Origin of the sequence: Enterobacter cloacae complex sp. P38RS, assembly GCF_014930775.1 — a bacterium.
Taxonomy (GTDB): domain Bacteria; phylum Pseudomonadota; class Gammaproteobacteria; order Enterobacterales; family Enterobacteriaceae; genus Enterobacter; species Enterobacter bugandensis.
This window is the reverse complement of sequence record NZ_JADBRS010000002.1, coordinates 436,497-450,919: the sequence shown is the minus strand read 5'-3', so window position 1 is coordinate 450,919 and position 14,423 is coordinate 436,497. Positions and strand designations below refer to the sequence as shown.

The following is a 14,423-nucleotide window of genomic DNA, read 5'->3' as shown; positions in this document are numbered from 1 at the left end:
AGGTGGAGGGCGAAGGTCATGGCGCAAAACAGCGCGTTATCAACGCTGAAAGATCTGGCTGAAAAAGAAGTTGATGATGCCGCATTGCAGCTTGGCGCAATGCGACGCGGGTGCCAGCAGGCTGAAGAACAGTTGAAGATGTTAATCGACTATCAGCATGAATATCGCACCAACCTCAATACCGATATGACGCAGGGCATTGGCAGCCAGCGCTGGATTAACTATCAGCAGTTTATCCAGACGCTCGAGAAGGCGATAGAGCAGCACCGCCAGCAGCTAAACCAGTGGACCCAAAAAGTCGATACCGCGCTGAATTTCTGGCGCGAGAAAAAACAGCGGCTGCAGGCCTGGCAGACCTTACAGGACCGGCAGATTGCAGCCTCGACCCTGGCGGAAAACCGCCTGGATCAGAAGAAAATGGATGAGTTTGCCCAGCGCGCATCAATGAGGAAACCGGAATGATCACACTGCAACAACTGCTGATGAGCGACAGCGACCCGTCAGGCGGCATGCAAACAGGGAAAGGCACCGAGGGTGCACAGGACTTTCTCTCCCTGCTGGCGGGCGCCCTGACGGATGCAACGGGCAAGGGCAACGATGCGCCGCTCACCCTGGCGGACCTGAAAGCCGCCGGCAGCAAGCTGTCGAAAGTCGCGCAGGAGGCCAAAGGCGATACCGCTCTGCAGGCCAAAATTGCCGACCTGCTCTCGCGTCAGCCTGCGCTGAATGGCGTTGAAACGTCGGAGCCCGCGCCGCTTGAAACGTTGGTCTCCGGGCTGGTACCGCTGTCAAAGGGCGACGCGCTTAAGACGCTCACCGCGGCCAACGGTAAAGATGACGCTAAAACCGAGCTGAGCGAAGAAGAGCTGGCGGGGCTAAGCGCGCTGATGGCGATGCTGCCGCACCAGCAGACGACCGCCTCTCGTGCGGCAGGCAGCGACGGCGTTCACGCCACCTCGGCGCTGAGTTCAGCAACGCTTTCGCAAAACGGTGCGGGACAGCCGCCGTCCCTGAACGCGCCTGCGGGAAGCCATGATAAAGCGCCGCTTTCTGCGTCCTATCAGAGCCAGGCGAAGAACAACGGTCCGGATCTCGCCGCCAACGCGCCAGCCGCACCGGTCGTGGCCGCAGCCGCTGAGAAGCAGGACTTCGCCAGCGCCTCCTCGTCATCTTCGCCGACCGCTACCCTGGCGCCGATTATCTCCAGCCATGCGGCCAGCCAGCCTGCCGCAACCGTTGCCACCGCCCCGGTGCTAAGCCAGCCTCTGGGCACACATGAATGGCAGCAGTCCCTGAGCCAGCACATCACCCTGTTCACTAAGCAGGGCCAGCAGACGGCGGAGCTGCGCCTGCACCCGGAAGATCTGGGCCAGGTGCAAATCTCGCTGAAGCTGGACGATAACCAGGCACAGCTGCAGATGGTCTCTGCGCACAGTCACGTGCGCGCGGCGCTGGAGGCCGCGCTGCCGGTCCTGCGGACCTCGCTGGCGGAGAACGGCATTCAGCTTTCTCAAAGCAGCGTCAGCAGCGAGAGCTTTGCCGGGCAACAACAGTCTTCATCCCAGCAGCACCATGCTTCACGCCCGGGCCAGCACGGCGGTTTTAATGAAGAGAGCGATGAGCTCCTGCCGACCCCTGCCGCCCTGCAATCCGCGGCGCGCGGTAACGGTGCCGTAGACATCTTCGCCTAAACGCCAGAGGTAGCGTGATTATCCCCGTCTTTTCCACGCTTTGACGACGGCAGGACACGGGATAATCACCTTATTAAGCTGTACCGAAACAGGAAGCTCGTATCAGATGACAGACTCCGCTATCACCAAAAAAAGCAAGCGTTCCATCTGGATCCCGCTGCTGGTGTTGATCACGCTCGCCGCCTGCGCTACCGCGGGCTATAGTTACTGGCGTATGCAGCAGGAACCTTCAACCGCTGCGGCCAAAGCCGAACCTGCCCCACCGCCGGCGCCGGTCTTTTTCCCTCTGGACACCTTCACCGTTAACCTCGGTGATGCGGATCGCGTGCTGTATGTCGGTATTACGCTGCGCCTGAAGGACGAAGCAACCCGCGCGCGCCTGAACGATTATCTGCCGGAAGTGCGTAGCCGCCTTCTCCTGCTGTTTTCTCGTCAGGACGCCTCCGCGCTGGCTACCGACGTGGGTAAGCAAAAGCTGGTCGACGCCATCAAGCAGACGCTGGCCACCCCGCTGGTAAACGGTCAACCTAAGCAGGAAGTCACTGACGTTCTGTACACAGCCTTTATTCTGCGGTAACGACATGGGCGACAGTATTCTTTCTCAGGCAGAAATCGACGCGCTGCTTAACGGCGACAGCGATAAGAGTGACGACCCGCAACCGGGTCTCACCGGCGACGATAATATTCGTCCTTACGATCCCAATACCCAGCGTCGCGTGGTACGTGAACGTCTGCAGGCGCTGGAGATCATTAACGAACGTTTTGCACGTCAGTTCCGTATGGGGCTGTTTAACCTGCTGCGTCGTAGCCCGGATATCACGGTCGGTGCGATCCGCATCCAGCCGTATCATGAGTTTGCCCGCAACCTGCCGGTGCCAACCAACCTTAACCTGATTCATCTGAAGCCGCTGCGCGGCACCGGTCTGGTGGTGTTTTCCCCAAGCCTGGTGTTCATCGCGGTGGATAACCTGTTCGGCGGCGACGGGCGTTTTCCGACCAAAGTGGAAGGTCGTGAATTTACCCACACCGAGCAGCGCGTCATTAACCGCATGCTGAAGCTGGCGCTGGAATCCTACAGCGACGCGTGGAAAGCGATTAACCCGCTGGAAGTGGAGTACGTCCGTTCTGAGATGCAGGTGAAATTTACCAATATCACCACCTCCCCGAACGATATCGTCGTCAATACGCCGTTCCACGTGGAGATCGGTAACCTGACCGGTGAGTTCAACATCTGCCTGCCGTTCAGCATGATTGAACCGCTGCGCGAGCTGCTGGTTAACCCGCCGCTGGAGAACTCACGCAACGAAGATCAGAACTGGCGTGAAAACCTGGTGCGCCAGGTGCAGCACTCGCAGCTGGAGCTGGTGGCGAACTTCGCCGACATTTCGATGCGGTTATCCCAGATCCTGAAATTACAACCCGGCGACGTTTTGCCGATAGACAAACCCGACCGCATTATTGCCCACGTAGATGGTGTCCCCGTACTTACAAGCCAGTACGGCACGATTAACGGTCAGTATGCGTTACGCGTTGAGCACTTGATCAACCCGATTTTGAATTCGCTGAATGAGGAACAGCCCAAATGAGTGACATGAACAATCCGTCCGATGAAAACAGCGGAGCACTGGACGATCTGTGGGCTGACGCGTTAAACGAGCAAAAAACGACTCCGACAAAAAGCGCGGCGGACGCGGTATTCCAGCAGTTAGGCGGCGGCGACGTCAGCGGCACGCTGCAGGACATCGACCTGATTATGGACATCCCGGTTAAGCTGACCGTTGAACTGGGACGCACCCGGATGACCATTAAAGAGCTGCTGCGCCTCACGCAGGGTTCAGTTGTGGCCCTTGACGGCCTGGCCGGCGAGCCGCTGGATATTCTGATCAACGGTTATCTGATTGCCCAGGGTGAAGTGGTGGTGGTTGCCGATAAATACGGCGTGCGCATCACCGACATCATCACCCCGTCTGAACGCATGCGTCGTCTGAGCCGTTAAGCATGAAAACCCAGGCAACAATATCACAGCCTTCCGCCGTTCCCGGCTCCCCGCTGCTCCAGGTGAGCGGGGCGCTGTTCGGTATTATTGCCTTTATTCTTATCGCCGCCTGGCTGGCAAAGCGTTTTGGCCTGGCGGGTAAAACTGCCGGCACCCGCGGCCTGAAGGTCAGCGCCAGCACGACGCTTGGGCCGCGCGAACGCGTGGTCATCGTCGATGTGGAAGATGCGCGTCTGGTTCTGGGCGTAACCGGCTCAAACATCAACGTATTACATAAACTGCCGCCCGCCCCGGTCACGGTGGAGGAGCGCGCACAAGCCCCTGCGGATTTTCAGTCCGTCATGAAGAGTTTGCTTAAGCGTTCCGGGAGAACCTGATGCGCCGTTTGTTATCCCTGACGCTTGCGGGCGTTGGCCTGTTTGCTCCTGCGGTTTATGCACAGCTGCCCGGTCTGATCTCCACGCCGATTGCGGGTGGCGGCCAGAGCTGGTCGCTCCCGGTTCAGACGCTGGTGTTCATCACCTCGCTGACCTTTATTCCGGCCATTCTGCTGATGATGACCAGCTTTACCCGCATCATCATCGTTTTTGGTCTGCTGCGAAACGCGCTGGGCACCCCTTCGGCGCCGCCAAACCAGGTTCTGCTCGGGCTGGCGCTGTTTTTGACCTTTTTCATCATGTCGCCGGTGATCGATAAGATTTATACCGACGCCTACCAGCCGTTCAACGAAGATAAAATTTCGATGCAGGAGGCGCTGGAAAAAGGCGCGCAGCCGCTGCGGGAATTTATGATGCGCCAGACGCGCGAGGCGGATCTGGCCCTCTTCGCCCGCCTGTCCAACACCGGCGAGCTGCAGGGGCCGGAAGCGGTACCGATGCGCATTCTGCTGCCGGCCTATGTCACCAGCGAGCTGAAAACCGCGTTCCAGATTGGCTTTACTATCTTTATCCCGTTCCTGATTATCGACCTGGTGATCGCCAGCGTCCTGATGGCGCTCGGGATGATGATGGTGCCGCCCGCCACCATTGCCCTGCCCTTTAAGATCATGCTTTTTGTGCTGGTCGACGGCTGGCAGCTGCTGGTCAGCTCGCTGGCGCAAAGTTTTTACAGTTAAGGAACGGCAATGACACCCGAATCGGTCATGATGATGGGCACGGAAGCGATGAAAATCGCCATTGCCGTTGCCGCGCCGCTGCTGCTTGTCGCGCTGGTTACCGGCCTGATTATCAGTATTCTTCAGGCCGCCACGCAGATTAACGAAATGACGCTGTCGTTCATCCCGAAAATCATCGCGGTGTTCGTGGCGATTATCGTGGCCGGGCCGTGGATGCTGAACCTGCTGCTGGACTATATGCGCAACCTGTTCACCAATCTGCCGTACATCATCGGCTGACCTGACGATGCTGCACTTCACCAGCGACCAGTGGGTTCAGTGGCTCGGCGTCTATTTCTGGCCGATGCTGCGCATTCTGGCGCTGATCTCCACCGCCCCCATTCTCAGCGAGAAATCGATACCCAAGCGCGTTAAGGTGGGGCTGGGCATTATCATCACCATTATCGTCGCCCCTTCCCTGCCACCGGTGGATATTCCCATCTTCTCGGCTAACGCAATATGGGTCGCTTTACAGCAGGTGATGATTGGCGTCGCCGTGGGCTTTACCATGCAGCTCGCCTTCGCCGCCGTGCGCACGGCAGGTGAGTTGATTGGCCTGCAGATGGGGCTATCGTTCGCCACGTTTGTCGATCCCGGCAGCCATCTCAACATGCCGGTGCTGGCGCGCATCATCGATCTGCTCGCCATGCTGCTGTTTTTGTCGCTCAACGGTCATCTGTGGCTCATCTCCATGCTGGTGGATACTTTCCATACGCTGCCGATCGGTGATAACCCGGTCAACAGCAATGCCTTCCTCGCGCTGACCCGCGCGGCGGGGCTGATCTTCCTCAACGGTCTGATGCTGGCTCTGCCGATCATCACCCTGCTGCTCACCGTCAACCTGGCATTAGGCTTGCTGAACAGAATGGCACCGCAGCTCTCGGTGTTTGTGATTGGTTTTCCGCTAACGTTGACGGTCGGAATTTTATTAATGTCATTACTGATGCCCCTTATCGCCCCCTTCTGTGAACATTTATTCGGCGAGATATTCAATCTGTTAGCGGATATTGTCAGCGAATTGCCACGTAAATAATAGTCCTCACGATCGCTATTGTCTTTCTGAGGATATTCCTAAAATAAAACGCGAAAAACATCTTCCAGGATATATCTGACGCGGTTTAAATGTTTCTAACCACCTCACAATACTTAATATTTACTTTACTTTAAGAAGATTCCTGGCAAATTATACGTAACTTTACGGGATAGTGAGTCCGCCTGAAAGTCTTTGTCATGCTCACAGGTTTATTATTTTTTTCCATCCCGTATGGCTGTTTTGAGCTCTCAGGCAGATGGTGAATTATCGTTACGCATTGAGTGAGGGTATGCCATGTCAACGATCATTATGGATTTATGCAGCTACACCCGGCTAGGGTTAACCGGGTACCTGGCAAGCAGAGGGGTAAGAAAGAGAGACATCAACGATGCACACACCGTTGAAGAACTCGCAGCCGCTTGTGACGAACTCAAACCAGGCGTGGTGTTTATTAATGAGGACTGTTTCATTCACGATCCAGCCAACAGTCAGCACATTAAGCAAATCATTAATCAGCATCCAAAAACCCTGTTTATTGTTTTTATGGCGATCGCGAATATCCATTTCGATGAGTATTTGTTGGTCCGTAAAAATTTATTGATCAGTTCTAAGTCGATTAAACCCGAGTCGCTGGATGACATTCTGGGTGATTATTTGAATAAAGAAGTTAAAAATGTAGGAGCGGTTAACTTACCCACCCTTTCATTAAGCAGGACTGAATCAAGTATGCTGCGAATGTGGATGGCTGGACAAGGAACTATTCAGATCTCCGACCAGATGAATATTAAAGCGAAAACCGTTTCGTCACACAAAGGAAATATTAAAAGGAAAATTAAAACGCATAATAAGCAAGTGATCTATCACGTGGTACGTCTGACCGATAATGTGACGAACGGGATTTTCGTCAACATGCGTTAGTGGCTTAAACCCCTTTGCACCCTACCTTTGATCTCTGGCCTGGCCAGAGATTTTTGCTTTTGCGGACGTGGTCGGGCACGCGCAATGCCACCCGACGCCGTACTACTCCGCTTTCTCAACAAAAATGCCGTCCGGATGCCCCAGTTCGTTAAAAAACCAGATGCCGAGCGGGTAGTCTTCCAGTGAGACCAGGTACATTGTGCCTTCACTAAACTCTTCAATTGCCAGCACCACCCCCGGGCGGCGCGGCCCACCGTCCGTTTTAACGGTTACCCGATCGTTGACCTTCATACATTCCTCCTCTGGTTTTGAGCCAGTGTAGAACAAAACGCAAAAACACACATCGCCGCACGGCGTGAATGGCGTTTTTATACACAGTCTATACTTACCGTGGACACGGTTTAATGAGGAGCCCCGTAATGAAGACCGATAAAGAGTACAGCGACACCATCAAACGCGAGGTCGAGGTGGATGTCGATGCCCTGCTGGCCGCCATCAATGAGATCAGTGAGTCAGAAGTCCGCCGCACGAACGATGGTTCGGACCACGTCATTGTTAACGGGAGGGATTATCACACCTACCGCGAGCTGGCGGAGGCCTTCGAGCTGGATATTCATGACTTTAGCGTGTCTGAAGCAAATCGTTAGCACGAAAAAAATCCCGGTCATGGGGATGGCCGGGATCAAAACTTGCTTATGCAAGAAGCACTTGAAAATTCGTTACACCAGGAAATCTGATGTACAAACAACACTATCCCCAACGATTTTGCATGACAAGCATATATTCTTACGATGAATATAATATTTTTAACATAATCGTTTTGGTTATGAGCAACAACATGCGCCGAATGCGGGTTTGGCTGGATCGGTTCTCCTCAATCCGGTTTAAGCCCAGATATTTTTTAGGAATATTCTTAGATTAAGGCTCATTCGTTTTCGGGAGTTACTATGCTTTCACTCCGGGGTCCCCTGCTGATTTTTTCCGATCTGGATGGGTCGCTGCTGGATATTCATACCTATGAGTGGCAGCCCGCAATGCCGTGGCTGGATAAACTGCAGGACAACCAGGTGCCGGTGATTCTTTGCAGCAGCAAGAGCGCGGCAGAGATGCTGGATATTCAGCAGGATCTGGGTCTGGAAGGGTTACCGTTTATCGCTGAGAACGGCGCGGTGATTCAGCCTGACGTGCGCTGGGAAATGGGTCAGCGCCACATCAACGGTATGACGCACCGGAAGATTCGTCCGCTTATTGAGCAAATCCGCCAGCAGGCGGGCTTCAAATTCACCACCTTTGACGACGTGGACGACCGCGTCATTAGCGAATGGACGGGGGTGACCCGCTACCGGGCGGCGCTTGCCCGCAAGCATGACGCCTCCGTCACGCTCATCTGGCGTGATTCCGACGAAGCCATGGCCCGGTTTGAAGCGGCGCTGGCGCAACGCGGGCTGAAATGCCTGCAGGGTGCCCGTTTCTGGCATATTCTCGATGCCGGCTGCGGTAAGGACGTTGCGGCTAACTGGCTAATCGCGCAGTACCGTGAACGGGAAAATATTGAACCCACGACCCTGGGGCTCGGCGATGGGCCGAACGACGCGCCGCTGCTGGACAGCGTGGACTTCGCGGTGGTGATTAAGGGGATAAACCGGCAGGGTATTACGTTACGGGACGATAACCCTCGCCGGGTTTATCACACCCGGCAGGCGGGACCGCTCGGCTGGCAGGAGGGGCTGGATCACTTTTTGTCATGATCGTGCCAGACAACCCGGTTACGTCCGTCCTGTTTAGCTTTATATAACCGGGCATCCGCCACGGACTGCAGCTGTTCGAAATCGTAATTTTCGTTTTCCCGGGCGCTGCTGACGCCGAGTGACGCGCTGATGCGCAGGGTCGTATTCTTCTTCACCAGAATCTCCTTGCTGTTGATTCGGCAGCGAATACGCTCCGCGACGCCTCTCGCCTCCTCAAGACCGAGCCCCGGCAGGACGATACAAAATTCTTCCCCGCCCACGCGTCCTGCCACGTCGTTTTTACGCAATGCGCTGGAAATTAGCCCTGCCGAGTGGGAAAGCACCTTATCACCGGCCTGGTGACCGAATCGATCGTTGACGCTTTTAAAATGGTCGAGGTCTAACTGAATGACCGAGAACGGCAACGACTGTTGATGACACTTCTTCGCCAGCAGTTTCGCGCGTTCGAACAGCGCGCCGCGATTATTCAGGCGGGTTAGCGGGTCGTGCCAGGCCTGCCACTTGAGCGAGTGCTGCAGCGTATACATATTGCTGACCATCCGGCGGATCACCAGCCACGAAATCAGCAGCATCGCGGTAAAGAGCGCCCACAGTAATGCCAGTACGATACTGATGCTGCCGAAGTCGCCCTGTACCCCTTCCTGCAGAGTATGGACACGCAAAACCAGGCCATCAAAATGATCGAGCCGCTGCCAGCTAATGAAACGGCTGCCGAGGCGGATGCCACCACCAGTATCGTGCTCGATCGCCTGCGCTATCTGCGCGAGTTCGCGTTCATCGAAATGGTTCACCTGTTTATCTGTCTTTTCAGAGGAGGCAATCATATTGAGCCGGGAGTCGTACAGCTGATACTCCCCCTCCGTACGGTCGTCCGTCGCCTCTGCCAGCAGGCGTTGCATCGTATTCAGCGAAAAATCCATCGCCACCACGCCATACCAGTAGCGATTGAAATAGATGGGGACGCTGGCAGTGATCGTTCGCTCGTCACCGGTCCAGGATGACGGCGTGGAGATAAACCAGCGCACCGCGCGGGAGCGATTGTTACGTTCCGACTGCTGGGTAAACCAGGACTGCGTGACCAGGTGATAATAGCGGGGGATAATATCGCTCGCCTCTGTTAGCGTGTCCGTCGAAAGATAAAACCCGGCGCGTGAAACGTAGATCACCCGAGATTCACTATGCCTGCTCGACGTCGCCAGCCTGAGCAGATAACCCACCTCAAGCGCGGCTGAAATTTCATTGCTGATGCGTTCAGCGTCCCGGTTCAGAATCGACGTTTTTTCAACAAACGCATCCGAGACGCCGTTAATCGGAAGTGTGCGATTTTTGTCAACGAGGAGCTGCCAGGTGGGACGCATGCGTAATGCGTTAAAGTGCGATACTGCATCGTGCAAAACATTGAAGGCCAGCGGCGTCTGTAGCGCATCGCGCATGCTCTGGCGAAATAACAGCATTTTATCCACGCTGTACTGCAGCTGTCTGTCCAGCGAGCTGGCCACGGTTTCCAGGTGGTTGCGCTGGCTGGAGATATACGCCTCTTCGAGGACCACCACTTCACGCCAGGTCAGGAGGGTTGAAAATACCAGAACAGTGATAAAACAGAGGTTAACAATCAAACCCGGATTGCTACGCTTATGCAGCCATTGCAGAAAAGATCGTCTTACAACAAAGGTATCGCGCTGCACACACACTCCCTGATTACTGCCTTACACCCGGTACTTCAGTTAAAAACGCCCGGCAAAGCCGGGCGTTATGTGATTAAGCCTGATCGTGCTTGCGCTGGCCGTCACCCGGCTGAAGCTCATCTTCACGAAAGGCTTCCTGCTTAATGCTGTAGCCATCATGCCACCGACATTCCACCATTCCGCTGGAATACCCGGTGACAATCATGCGCGGGCCGCCCTTCTTAGGCTTAACTTCATCACTGACCAAAAAGACCATACCTGCCTCCTGTATCAGGGTGAAACTGTTTCAATTTAGACGAGGAATGGTCTTTTTGCACCCTGCGACGGGTAACAATTAGTGCGCCGTACCGCGCATTTTTTCGATCAGTTTCACCGCCGCCACCACGATAGCGCCAACGATAAAGCCCAGCACCAGATTAAGCAGCGTGGGCAGAATCGCTGCCACCACACTCCCCTGCGCCGAGGCGAAATGTTCGATGGCATGGTGCAGCGGCGCAATGCCGTGGACCACAATGCCGCCGCCCACGAGGAACATCGCCAGGGTCCCCACCACGGACAAGCTCTTCATCAGCCACGGCGCCAGCGTCAGTAAGCCTTTGCCGATGCCTTTAGCCACCGCGCTGGATTTCTCCTCCAGCCAGTAACCGATATCATCCAGCTTCACGATCAGCCCGACCAGGCCGTAAACGCCCACCGTGACCAGAATGGCGATCCCGGAGAGGATCAACACCTGATTCAGCAGCGGCGCATCGGAGACAATGCCCAGCGTAATGGCGACAATTTCAGCCGACAGAATAAAGTCGGTGCGAATGGCGCCTTTGATTTTATCGCGCTCGAAAACTTTCGGATCCTGCGCGGCAAGCGCTTCAAGGCGCTGCTGGCGCGCCTCCGGGGTATCCTTCTGCTTGCGAGAGCTCAAAGAGTGCAGGACCTTCTCCACGCCTTCGAAGCACAAGAATGCCCCGCCAATCATCAGCAGCGGCGTGATGGCCCAGGGGATGAATGCGCTGATCAGCAGCGCCAGCGGCACCAGGATCACTTTGTTCAGAAACGAGCCTTTTGCCACACCCCACACCACAGGCAGCTCACGGTTAGCCCGTACCCCGCTCACCTGTTGGGCGTTAAGCGAGAGATCGTCCCCCAGCACCCCTGCGGTTTTCTTCGCCGCCAGTTTCCCCATCACGGAAATATCATCCAGTAAGGTGGCAATATCATCCAGCAATGTTAATAAGCTACTTCCTGCCAAAATGGTGATCCTTCTTTTTTTGGTAATTAAGTGAATAGTATGGAGCAAAAGCGCAATCGCGGAAACAGGCAGCTTTCGTCAACAAAAAATTCACATCAACTACACAATTAAAGGGCTCGCCAGCGCGATAGTTTTCGCGTTTACTATCAGCGACCTTTTTATTTCGTCGTGAGGGATTATGCGTTTCCGGCAACTGCTTCCGCTTATCGGGGCACTTTTTTCGCTGTATATCATCTGGGGTTCAACCTATTTTGTCATTCGCATCGGCGTGGAAAGCTGGCCGCCGCTGATGATGGCGGGCATTCGCTTCCTCTCGGCGGGTGTGCTGCTGCTGGCCTTCCTGCTGCTGCGCGGACATAAGCTTCCACCGCTTCGCCCAATGCTGAACGCCGCCCTGATTGGCCTGCTGCTGCTGGCGGTCGGGAATGGCTTTGTGACCATTGCCGAGCACCAGAACGTACCGTCTGGGATCGCCGCCGTGGTCGTTGCCACCGTACCGCTGTTTACCCTCTGCTTCAGCCGTCTTTTCGGCATCCGCACCCGCAAGCTGGAGTGGCTGGGGATTGGCATCGGCCTTGCCGGCATCATTCTGCTTAACAGCGGCGGTAACCTGAGCGGGAATCCGTGGGGCGCAGTGATTATCCTTATCGGCTCGATGAGCTGGGCGTTTGGTTCCGTATACGGTTCGCGTATCGAACTGCCGACCGGCATGATGGCGGGGGCAATAGAGATGCTTGCGGCTGGGATCGTGCTGCTGCTAGCCTCAGCCCTTACGGGAGAGGAGCTGACGACCCTGCCGCCGTTGTCGGGCTTCCTGGCGGTAGGCTATCTGGCGCTGTTTGGCTCAATCATCGCCATCAACGCCTATATGTTCCTGATCCGTAACGTCTCGCCGGCGGTCGCCACCAGCTATGCCTACGTCAACCCGGTCGTGGCCGTGCTGCTTGGCACCGGGCTTGGCGGTGAAACGCTCTCTCCGGTTGAGTGGTTAGCTTTAGGGGTGATTGTTTTTGCCGTCGTGCTGGTGACCTTAGGCAAATATTTGCTGCCGGCAAAGCCCGTGGTTACGCCTTGCGAGGTGGAGAAACCGTAAGCGCGTGGATCCCCTGGGTGTCGATCTGCGCGGCCTGGCCGCCGCCGCAGATCCACTCTTCCAGCCGTTCGCTCAGATCGGCATCGTTCAGCTTTAACCGCCCTTTCAGCGCACATTCCCAGACGATCAGCACTCTCCAGCCCTGCGCGACAAGCGTGGCGAGATCCCGCGCATCTCGCTCAACGTTCTTGCCAATCTTTTCCAGCCAGAAATCGGTGCGCGTCGCCGGGACTTTAAACAGGTAGCAGTCGTGATGATGCCAGAAACAGCCGTGGGTGAAGATAATGCACCGATACGCGTCAATGACGAAATCCGGGCGACCCGCAAGTGCGGGATCCTGCACGCGAAAGTCGAAGCCCGCCTGCGTCAGAAGCCCGGCCAGACGCTTTTCAATCGCGGTGTCACGCGTGCCGATGGCACGCATGTTTTTGCTCCGCGTGGCCTTATCGTGAACGTCCGTCATTGACGGCCTCACCCAGGCGGAGCGCCACCGCCTGTCTGATGCGCGGGGCCAGCAGTTTTGCCACCGCCGCGAACGCGGGCACCACCACCGAGTTACCAAACTGACGGTAAGCCTGGGTGTCCGAAACAGGAATGCGGAAGCGGTAGCCCTGTGGCGTTTCAAAGCCCATCAGCCGGGCGCACTCTCGCGGCGTGAGGCGCCGCGGACGGTGACGCTGGTTTTGCGGATCGTCGAAATCTTTCTCGCCCAGCGCTTTATCCCAGCCTCTGTCGATCAGGATTTCCGCGCCGTCTTTGTAGTAGCGAGCGGACAGCGTGCGGGTCACGCTGTGCGGATCGTTTGGGTTCACCATGCCAAACCCAAATCCGTTGCCTTTGGCCTGATGCTTTTTGGCATAGCGGTAGAGGTATTTCCACAGGATCGGGGTAAGGATAAATTTCGCGTCGACCACCGGCTCCAGCAGGTCGGCAATGGTTGGACGACGCTCGGGGTATAAGGAGGGAATATCCCGCAGGGTGAAATCCCCCTTAAGATTGAGATCGCGGCGGAAACCGACGAGCACAATGCGTTCGCGATGCTGGGGCAGGAAGTGTTTCCCGTCGATAATTTTCGGGTCATCCGCGCCCATGTCCCCGGAATCAGCCACGTCATAGCCCAGTTCGTCCAGCGTTTGCATGATAATGCGGAAGGTCTTTCCACCGTCGTGGCTCTTTAAGTTCTTGACGTTTTCCAGCACGAATATGGCCGGGCGACAGGCGTCAATGATTCGGGCCACATCGAAAAACAGCGTTCCCTGCGTATCGCAGGCAAAACCGTGGGCACGCCCGAGGGCATTCTTTTTGGAGACGCCGGCCAGCGAGAAAGGCTGGCACGGGAAGCCCGCCAGCAGCACGTCATGCGCCGGAATCGTCTGGCGAATGTGCTCGGCGGCTTGTTCATCCGTGACGCCGCTTTTATGGCTCAGGGTAACGTCGCGGATATCGGCGTTGAAATGATGTTCATGCGGATCGCAGTACCAGTTCGCTTTATAGGTGCGTACCGCATGTTTGTTCCACTCGCTGGTAAACACGCACTGACCGCCGATAGCTTCAAAGCCGTGCCGGATGCCACCGATGCCGGCAAACAGATCGATAAAGCGGAAGGCATAGTTCGGGTGCGCGGCAGACGGCCGCGGAAGCAGGTCTTGCAGATAACGAAACTCGCTTTCGCTCAGGCGGCGCCCTGCCCGATCGCTGGTCAGCAGTCGCTTAAGGATGGCCGGGCTCCAGTGGCTCTCGCCGTGCGCCACCAGCTGGTTTGCCAGCGTTTTAGCGTCATAAATATCCAGCAGCTGGCGCAGTAATGCCTGCACCGTTGCCGTTGACTTCTCAGCCTGCTCAGGCGCGGGCTCTGTCACT

18 protein-coding genes and 1 pseudogene are annotated in these 14,423 nt (G+C 56.1%); 13 read left to right on the top strand and 6 right to left on the bottom strand.

Annotation, left to right across the window (positions count from 1 at the left end; all coding sequences use genetic code 11):
- Positions 1-18: 18 nt before the first annotated feature.
- From fliJ to rcsA, 10 genes and pseudogenes are all read left to right on the top strand, one after another.
- The gene (fliJ, locus tag IM303_RS05550; RefSeq protein ID WP_006811155.1) at positions 19-462 is read left to right on the top strand and encodes a flagellar export protein FliJ; all 444 of its coding nucleotides are present in this window, start codon (positions 19-21) and stop codon (positions 460-462) included.
- A complete protein-coding gene (fliK, locus tag IM303_RS05545) occupies positions 459-1,691 on the top strand; it encodes a flagellar hook length control protein FliK (RefSeq protein WP_193359695.1) in 1,233 nt (410 codons plus the stop codon). The genes fliJ and fliK overlap by 4 nt, the downstream gene beginning before the upstream one ends.
- A 106-nt stretch (positions 1,692-1,797) precedes the next feature.
- Positions 1,798-2,268 carry a flagellar basal body-associated protein FliL gene (fliL, locus tag IM303_RS05540; RefSeq protein WP_021241388.1) on the top strand — a complete coding sequence of 157 codons (471 nt, stop codon included), beginning with the start codon at positions 1,798-1,800 and terminating at the stop codon, positions 2,266-2,268.
- Between the two features lie 4 nt (positions 2,269-2,272).
- Positions 2,273-3,277 (top strand): flagellar motor switch protein FliM, encoded by a 1,005-nt coding sequence (gene fliM, locus IM303_RS05535; protein ID WP_028013703.1) that lies wholly within the window; start codon positions 2,273-2,275, stop codon positions 3,275-3,277.
- On the top strand, positions 3,274-3,687 hold the full coding sequence (fliN, locus tag IM303_RS05530; RefSeq protein WP_003859592.1) for a flagellar motor switch protein FliN: 414 nt from the start codon (positions 3,274-3,276) through the stop codon (positions 3,685-3,687). Before fliM ends, fliN begins: the two co-directional genes overlap by 4 nt.
- Before the next feature lie 2 nt (positions 3,688-3,689).
- Positions 3,690-4,064, top strand: coding sequence for a flagellar biosynthetic protein FliO (gene fliO, locus IM303_RS05525; RefSeq protein WP_193359694.1), 375 nt, complete (start codon positions 3,690-3,692; stop codon positions 4,062-4,064).
- Positions 4,064-4,801 carry a flagellar type III secretion system pore protein FliP gene (fliP, locus tag IM303_RS05520; RefSeq protein ID WP_193359693.1) on the top strand — a complete coding sequence of 246 codons (738 nt, stop codon included), beginning with the start codon at positions 4,064-4,066 and terminating at the stop codon, positions 4,799-4,801. The genes fliO and fliP overlap by 1 nt, the downstream gene beginning before the upstream one ends.
- A 9-nt stretch (positions 4,802-4,810) precedes the next feature.
- Positions 4,811-5,080: a flagellar biosynthesis protein FliQ gene (gene fliQ, locus IM303_RS05515; protein ID WP_008500315.1), complete on the top strand. Its 270-nt coding sequence runs from the start codon at positions 4,811-4,813 to the stop codon at positions 5,078-5,080.
- Positions 5,081-5,087: 7 nt separating this feature from the next.
- A pseudogene (gene fliR, locus IM303_RS05510) lies at positions 5,088-5,880 on the top strand (flagellar biosynthetic protein FliR); the annotation flags it as partial.
- Positions 5,881-6,167: 287 nt separating this feature from the next.
- Positions 6,168-6,791 (top strand): transcriptional regulator RcsA, encoded by a 624-nt coding sequence (gene rcsA / locus IM303_RS05505; protein ID WP_013097740.1) that lies wholly within the window; start codon positions 6,168-6,170, stop codon positions 6,789-6,791.
- A 102-nt stretch (positions 6,792-6,893) separates the two neighbouring features.
- Here rcsA and dsrB read toward each other — a convergent pair whose 3' ends face one another.
- A complete protein-coding gene (gene dsrB, locus IM303_RS05500) occupies positions 6,894-7,082 on the bottom strand; it encodes a protein DsrB (protein ID WP_013097741.1) in 189 nt (62 codons plus the stop codon).
- A 128-nt stretch (positions 7,083-7,210) separates the two neighbouring features.
- On the opposite strand from dsrB, the gene yodD reads away from it, so the two are divergent.
- Together yodD and IM303_RS05490 are read left to right on the top strand one after the other, a co-directional pair.
- Positions 7,211-7,438, top strand: a complete 228-nt coding sequence (yodD, locus tag IM303_RS05495) for a YodD family peroxide/acid resistance protein (protein WP_028013707.1) — start codon at positions 7,211-7,213, stop codon at positions 7,436-7,438.
- 300 nt (positions 7,439-7,738) lie between these two features.
- Entirely contained in the window at positions 7,739-8,539 is an 801-nt protein-coding gene (locus IM303_RS05490; protein ID WP_193359692.1) for a mannosyl-3-phosphoglycerate phosphatase-related protein, read from the top strand.
- Here the strand turns inward: IM303_RS05490 and dgcQ are convergent.
- The 3 genes from dgcQ to IM303_RS05475 form a co-directional block, all read right to left on the bottom strand.
- Positions 8,524-10,224 (bottom strand): cellulose biosynthesis regulator diguanylate cyclase DgcQ, encoded by a 1,701-nt coding sequence (dgcQ, locus tag IM303_RS05485; RefSeq protein ID WP_193359691.1) that lies wholly within the window; start codon positions 10,222-10,224, stop codon positions 8,524-8,526. The two genes, IM303_RS05490 and dgcQ, sit on opposite strands and share 16 nt — an antisense overlap.
- 73 nt (positions 10,225-10,297) lie before the next feature.
- A complete protein-coding gene (locus tag IM303_RS05480) occupies positions 10,298-10,480 on the bottom strand; it encodes a YodC family protein (protein ID WP_028013710.1) in 183 nt (60 codons plus the stop codon).
- Positions 10,481-10,558: 78 nt separating this feature from the next.
- Positions 10,559-11,473, bottom strand: a complete 915-nt coding sequence (locus IM303_RS05475; protein ID WP_169804339.1) for a DUF808 domain-containing protein — start codon at positions 11,471-11,473, stop codon at positions 10,559-10,561.
- Between the two features lie 175 nt (positions 11,474-11,648).
- Here IM303_RS05475 and yedA point away from each other — a divergent pair, with 175 nt between their 5' ends.
- Positions 11,649-12,563, top strand: a complete 915-nt coding sequence (gene yedA, locus IM303_RS05470) for a drug/metabolite exporter YedA (protein WP_028013712.1) — start codon at positions 11,649-11,651, stop codon at positions 12,561-12,563.
- Here yedA and IM303_RS05465 read toward each other — a convergent pair.
- Together IM303_RS05465 and IM303_RS05460 are read right to left on the bottom strand one after the other, a co-directional pair.
- Positions 12,535-13,026: a very short patch repair endonuclease gene (locus IM303_RS05465; RefSeq protein ID WP_048959268.1), complete on the bottom strand. Its 492-nt coding sequence runs from the start codon at positions 13,024-13,026 to the stop codon at positions 12,535-12,537. The two genes, yedA and IM303_RS05465, sit on opposite strands and share 29 nt — an antisense overlap.
- Positions 13,007-14,422 (bottom strand): DNA cytosine methyltransferase, encoded by a 1,416-nt coding sequence (locus IM303_RS05460; RefSeq protein ID WP_333488540.1) that lies wholly within the window; start codon positions 14,420-14,422, stop codon positions 13,007-13,009. The genes IM303_RS05465 and IM303_RS05460 overlap by 20 nt, the downstream gene beginning before the upstream one ends.
- Between the last annotated feature and the right edge of the window lies 1 nt (position 14,423).

Excerpts from the sequence above, each read along its gene's own strand:
- rcsA (WP_013097740.1), top strand. The coding sequence starts at position 6,168 with ATGTCAACGATCATTATGGATTTATGCAGCTACACCCGGCTAGGGTTA.
- fliK (WP_193359695.1), top strand. The coding sequence starts at position 459 with ATGATCACACTGCAACAACTGCTGATGAGCGACAGCGACCCGTCAGGC.
- fliQ (WP_008500315.1), top strand. The coding sequence starts at position 4,811 with ATGACACCCGAATCGGTCATGATGATGGGCACGGAAGCGATGAAAATC.
- yedA (WP_028013712.1), top strand. The coding sequence starts at position 11,649 with ATGCGTTTCCGGCAACTGCTTCCGCTTATCGGGGCACTTTTTTCGCTG.
- yodD (WP_028013707.1), top strand. The coding sequence starts at position 7,211 with ATGAAGACCGATAAAGAGTACAGCGACACCATCAAACGCGAGGTCGAG.
- IM303_RS05490 (WP_193359692.1), top strand. The coding sequence starts at position 7,739 with ATGCTTTCACTCCGGGGTCCCCTGCTGATTTTTTCCGATCTGGATGGG.
- fliN (WP_003859592.1), top strand. The coding sequence starts at position 3,274 with ATGAGTGACATGAACAATCCGTCCGATGAAAACAGCGGAGCACTGGAC.
- fliL (WP_021241388.1), top strand. The coding sequence starts at position 1,798 with ATGACAGACTCCGCTATCACCAAAAAAAGCAAGCGTTCCATCTGGATC.
- fliJ (WP_006811155.1), top strand. The coding sequence starts at position 19 with ATGGCGCAAAACAGCGCGTTATCAACGCTGAAAGATCTGGCTGAAAAA.
- fliO (WP_193359694.1), top strand. The coding sequence starts at position 3,690 with ATGAAAACCCAGGCAACAATATCACAGCCTTCCGCCGTTCCCGGCTCC.
- IM303_RS05465 (WP_048959268.1), bottom strand. The coding sequence starts at position 13,026 with ATGACGGACGTTCACGATAAGGCCACGCGGAGCAAAAACATGCGTGCC.
- IM303_RS05480 (WP_028013710.1), bottom strand. The coding sequence starts at position 10,480 with ATGGTCTTTTTGGTCAGTGATGAAGTTAAGCCTAAGAAGGGCGGCCCG.
- dsrB (WP_013097741.1), bottom strand. The coding sequence starts at position 7,082 with ATGAAGGTCAACGATCGGGTAACCGTTAAAACGGACGGTGGGCCGCGC.
- fliM (WP_028013703.1), top strand. The coding sequence starts at position 2,273 with ATGGGCGACAGTATTCTTTCTCAGGCAGAAATCGACGCGCTGCTTAAC.
- fliP (WP_193359693.1), top strand. The coding sequence starts at position 4,064 with ATGCGCCGTTTGTTATCCCTGACGCTTGCGGGCGTTGGCCTGTTTGCT.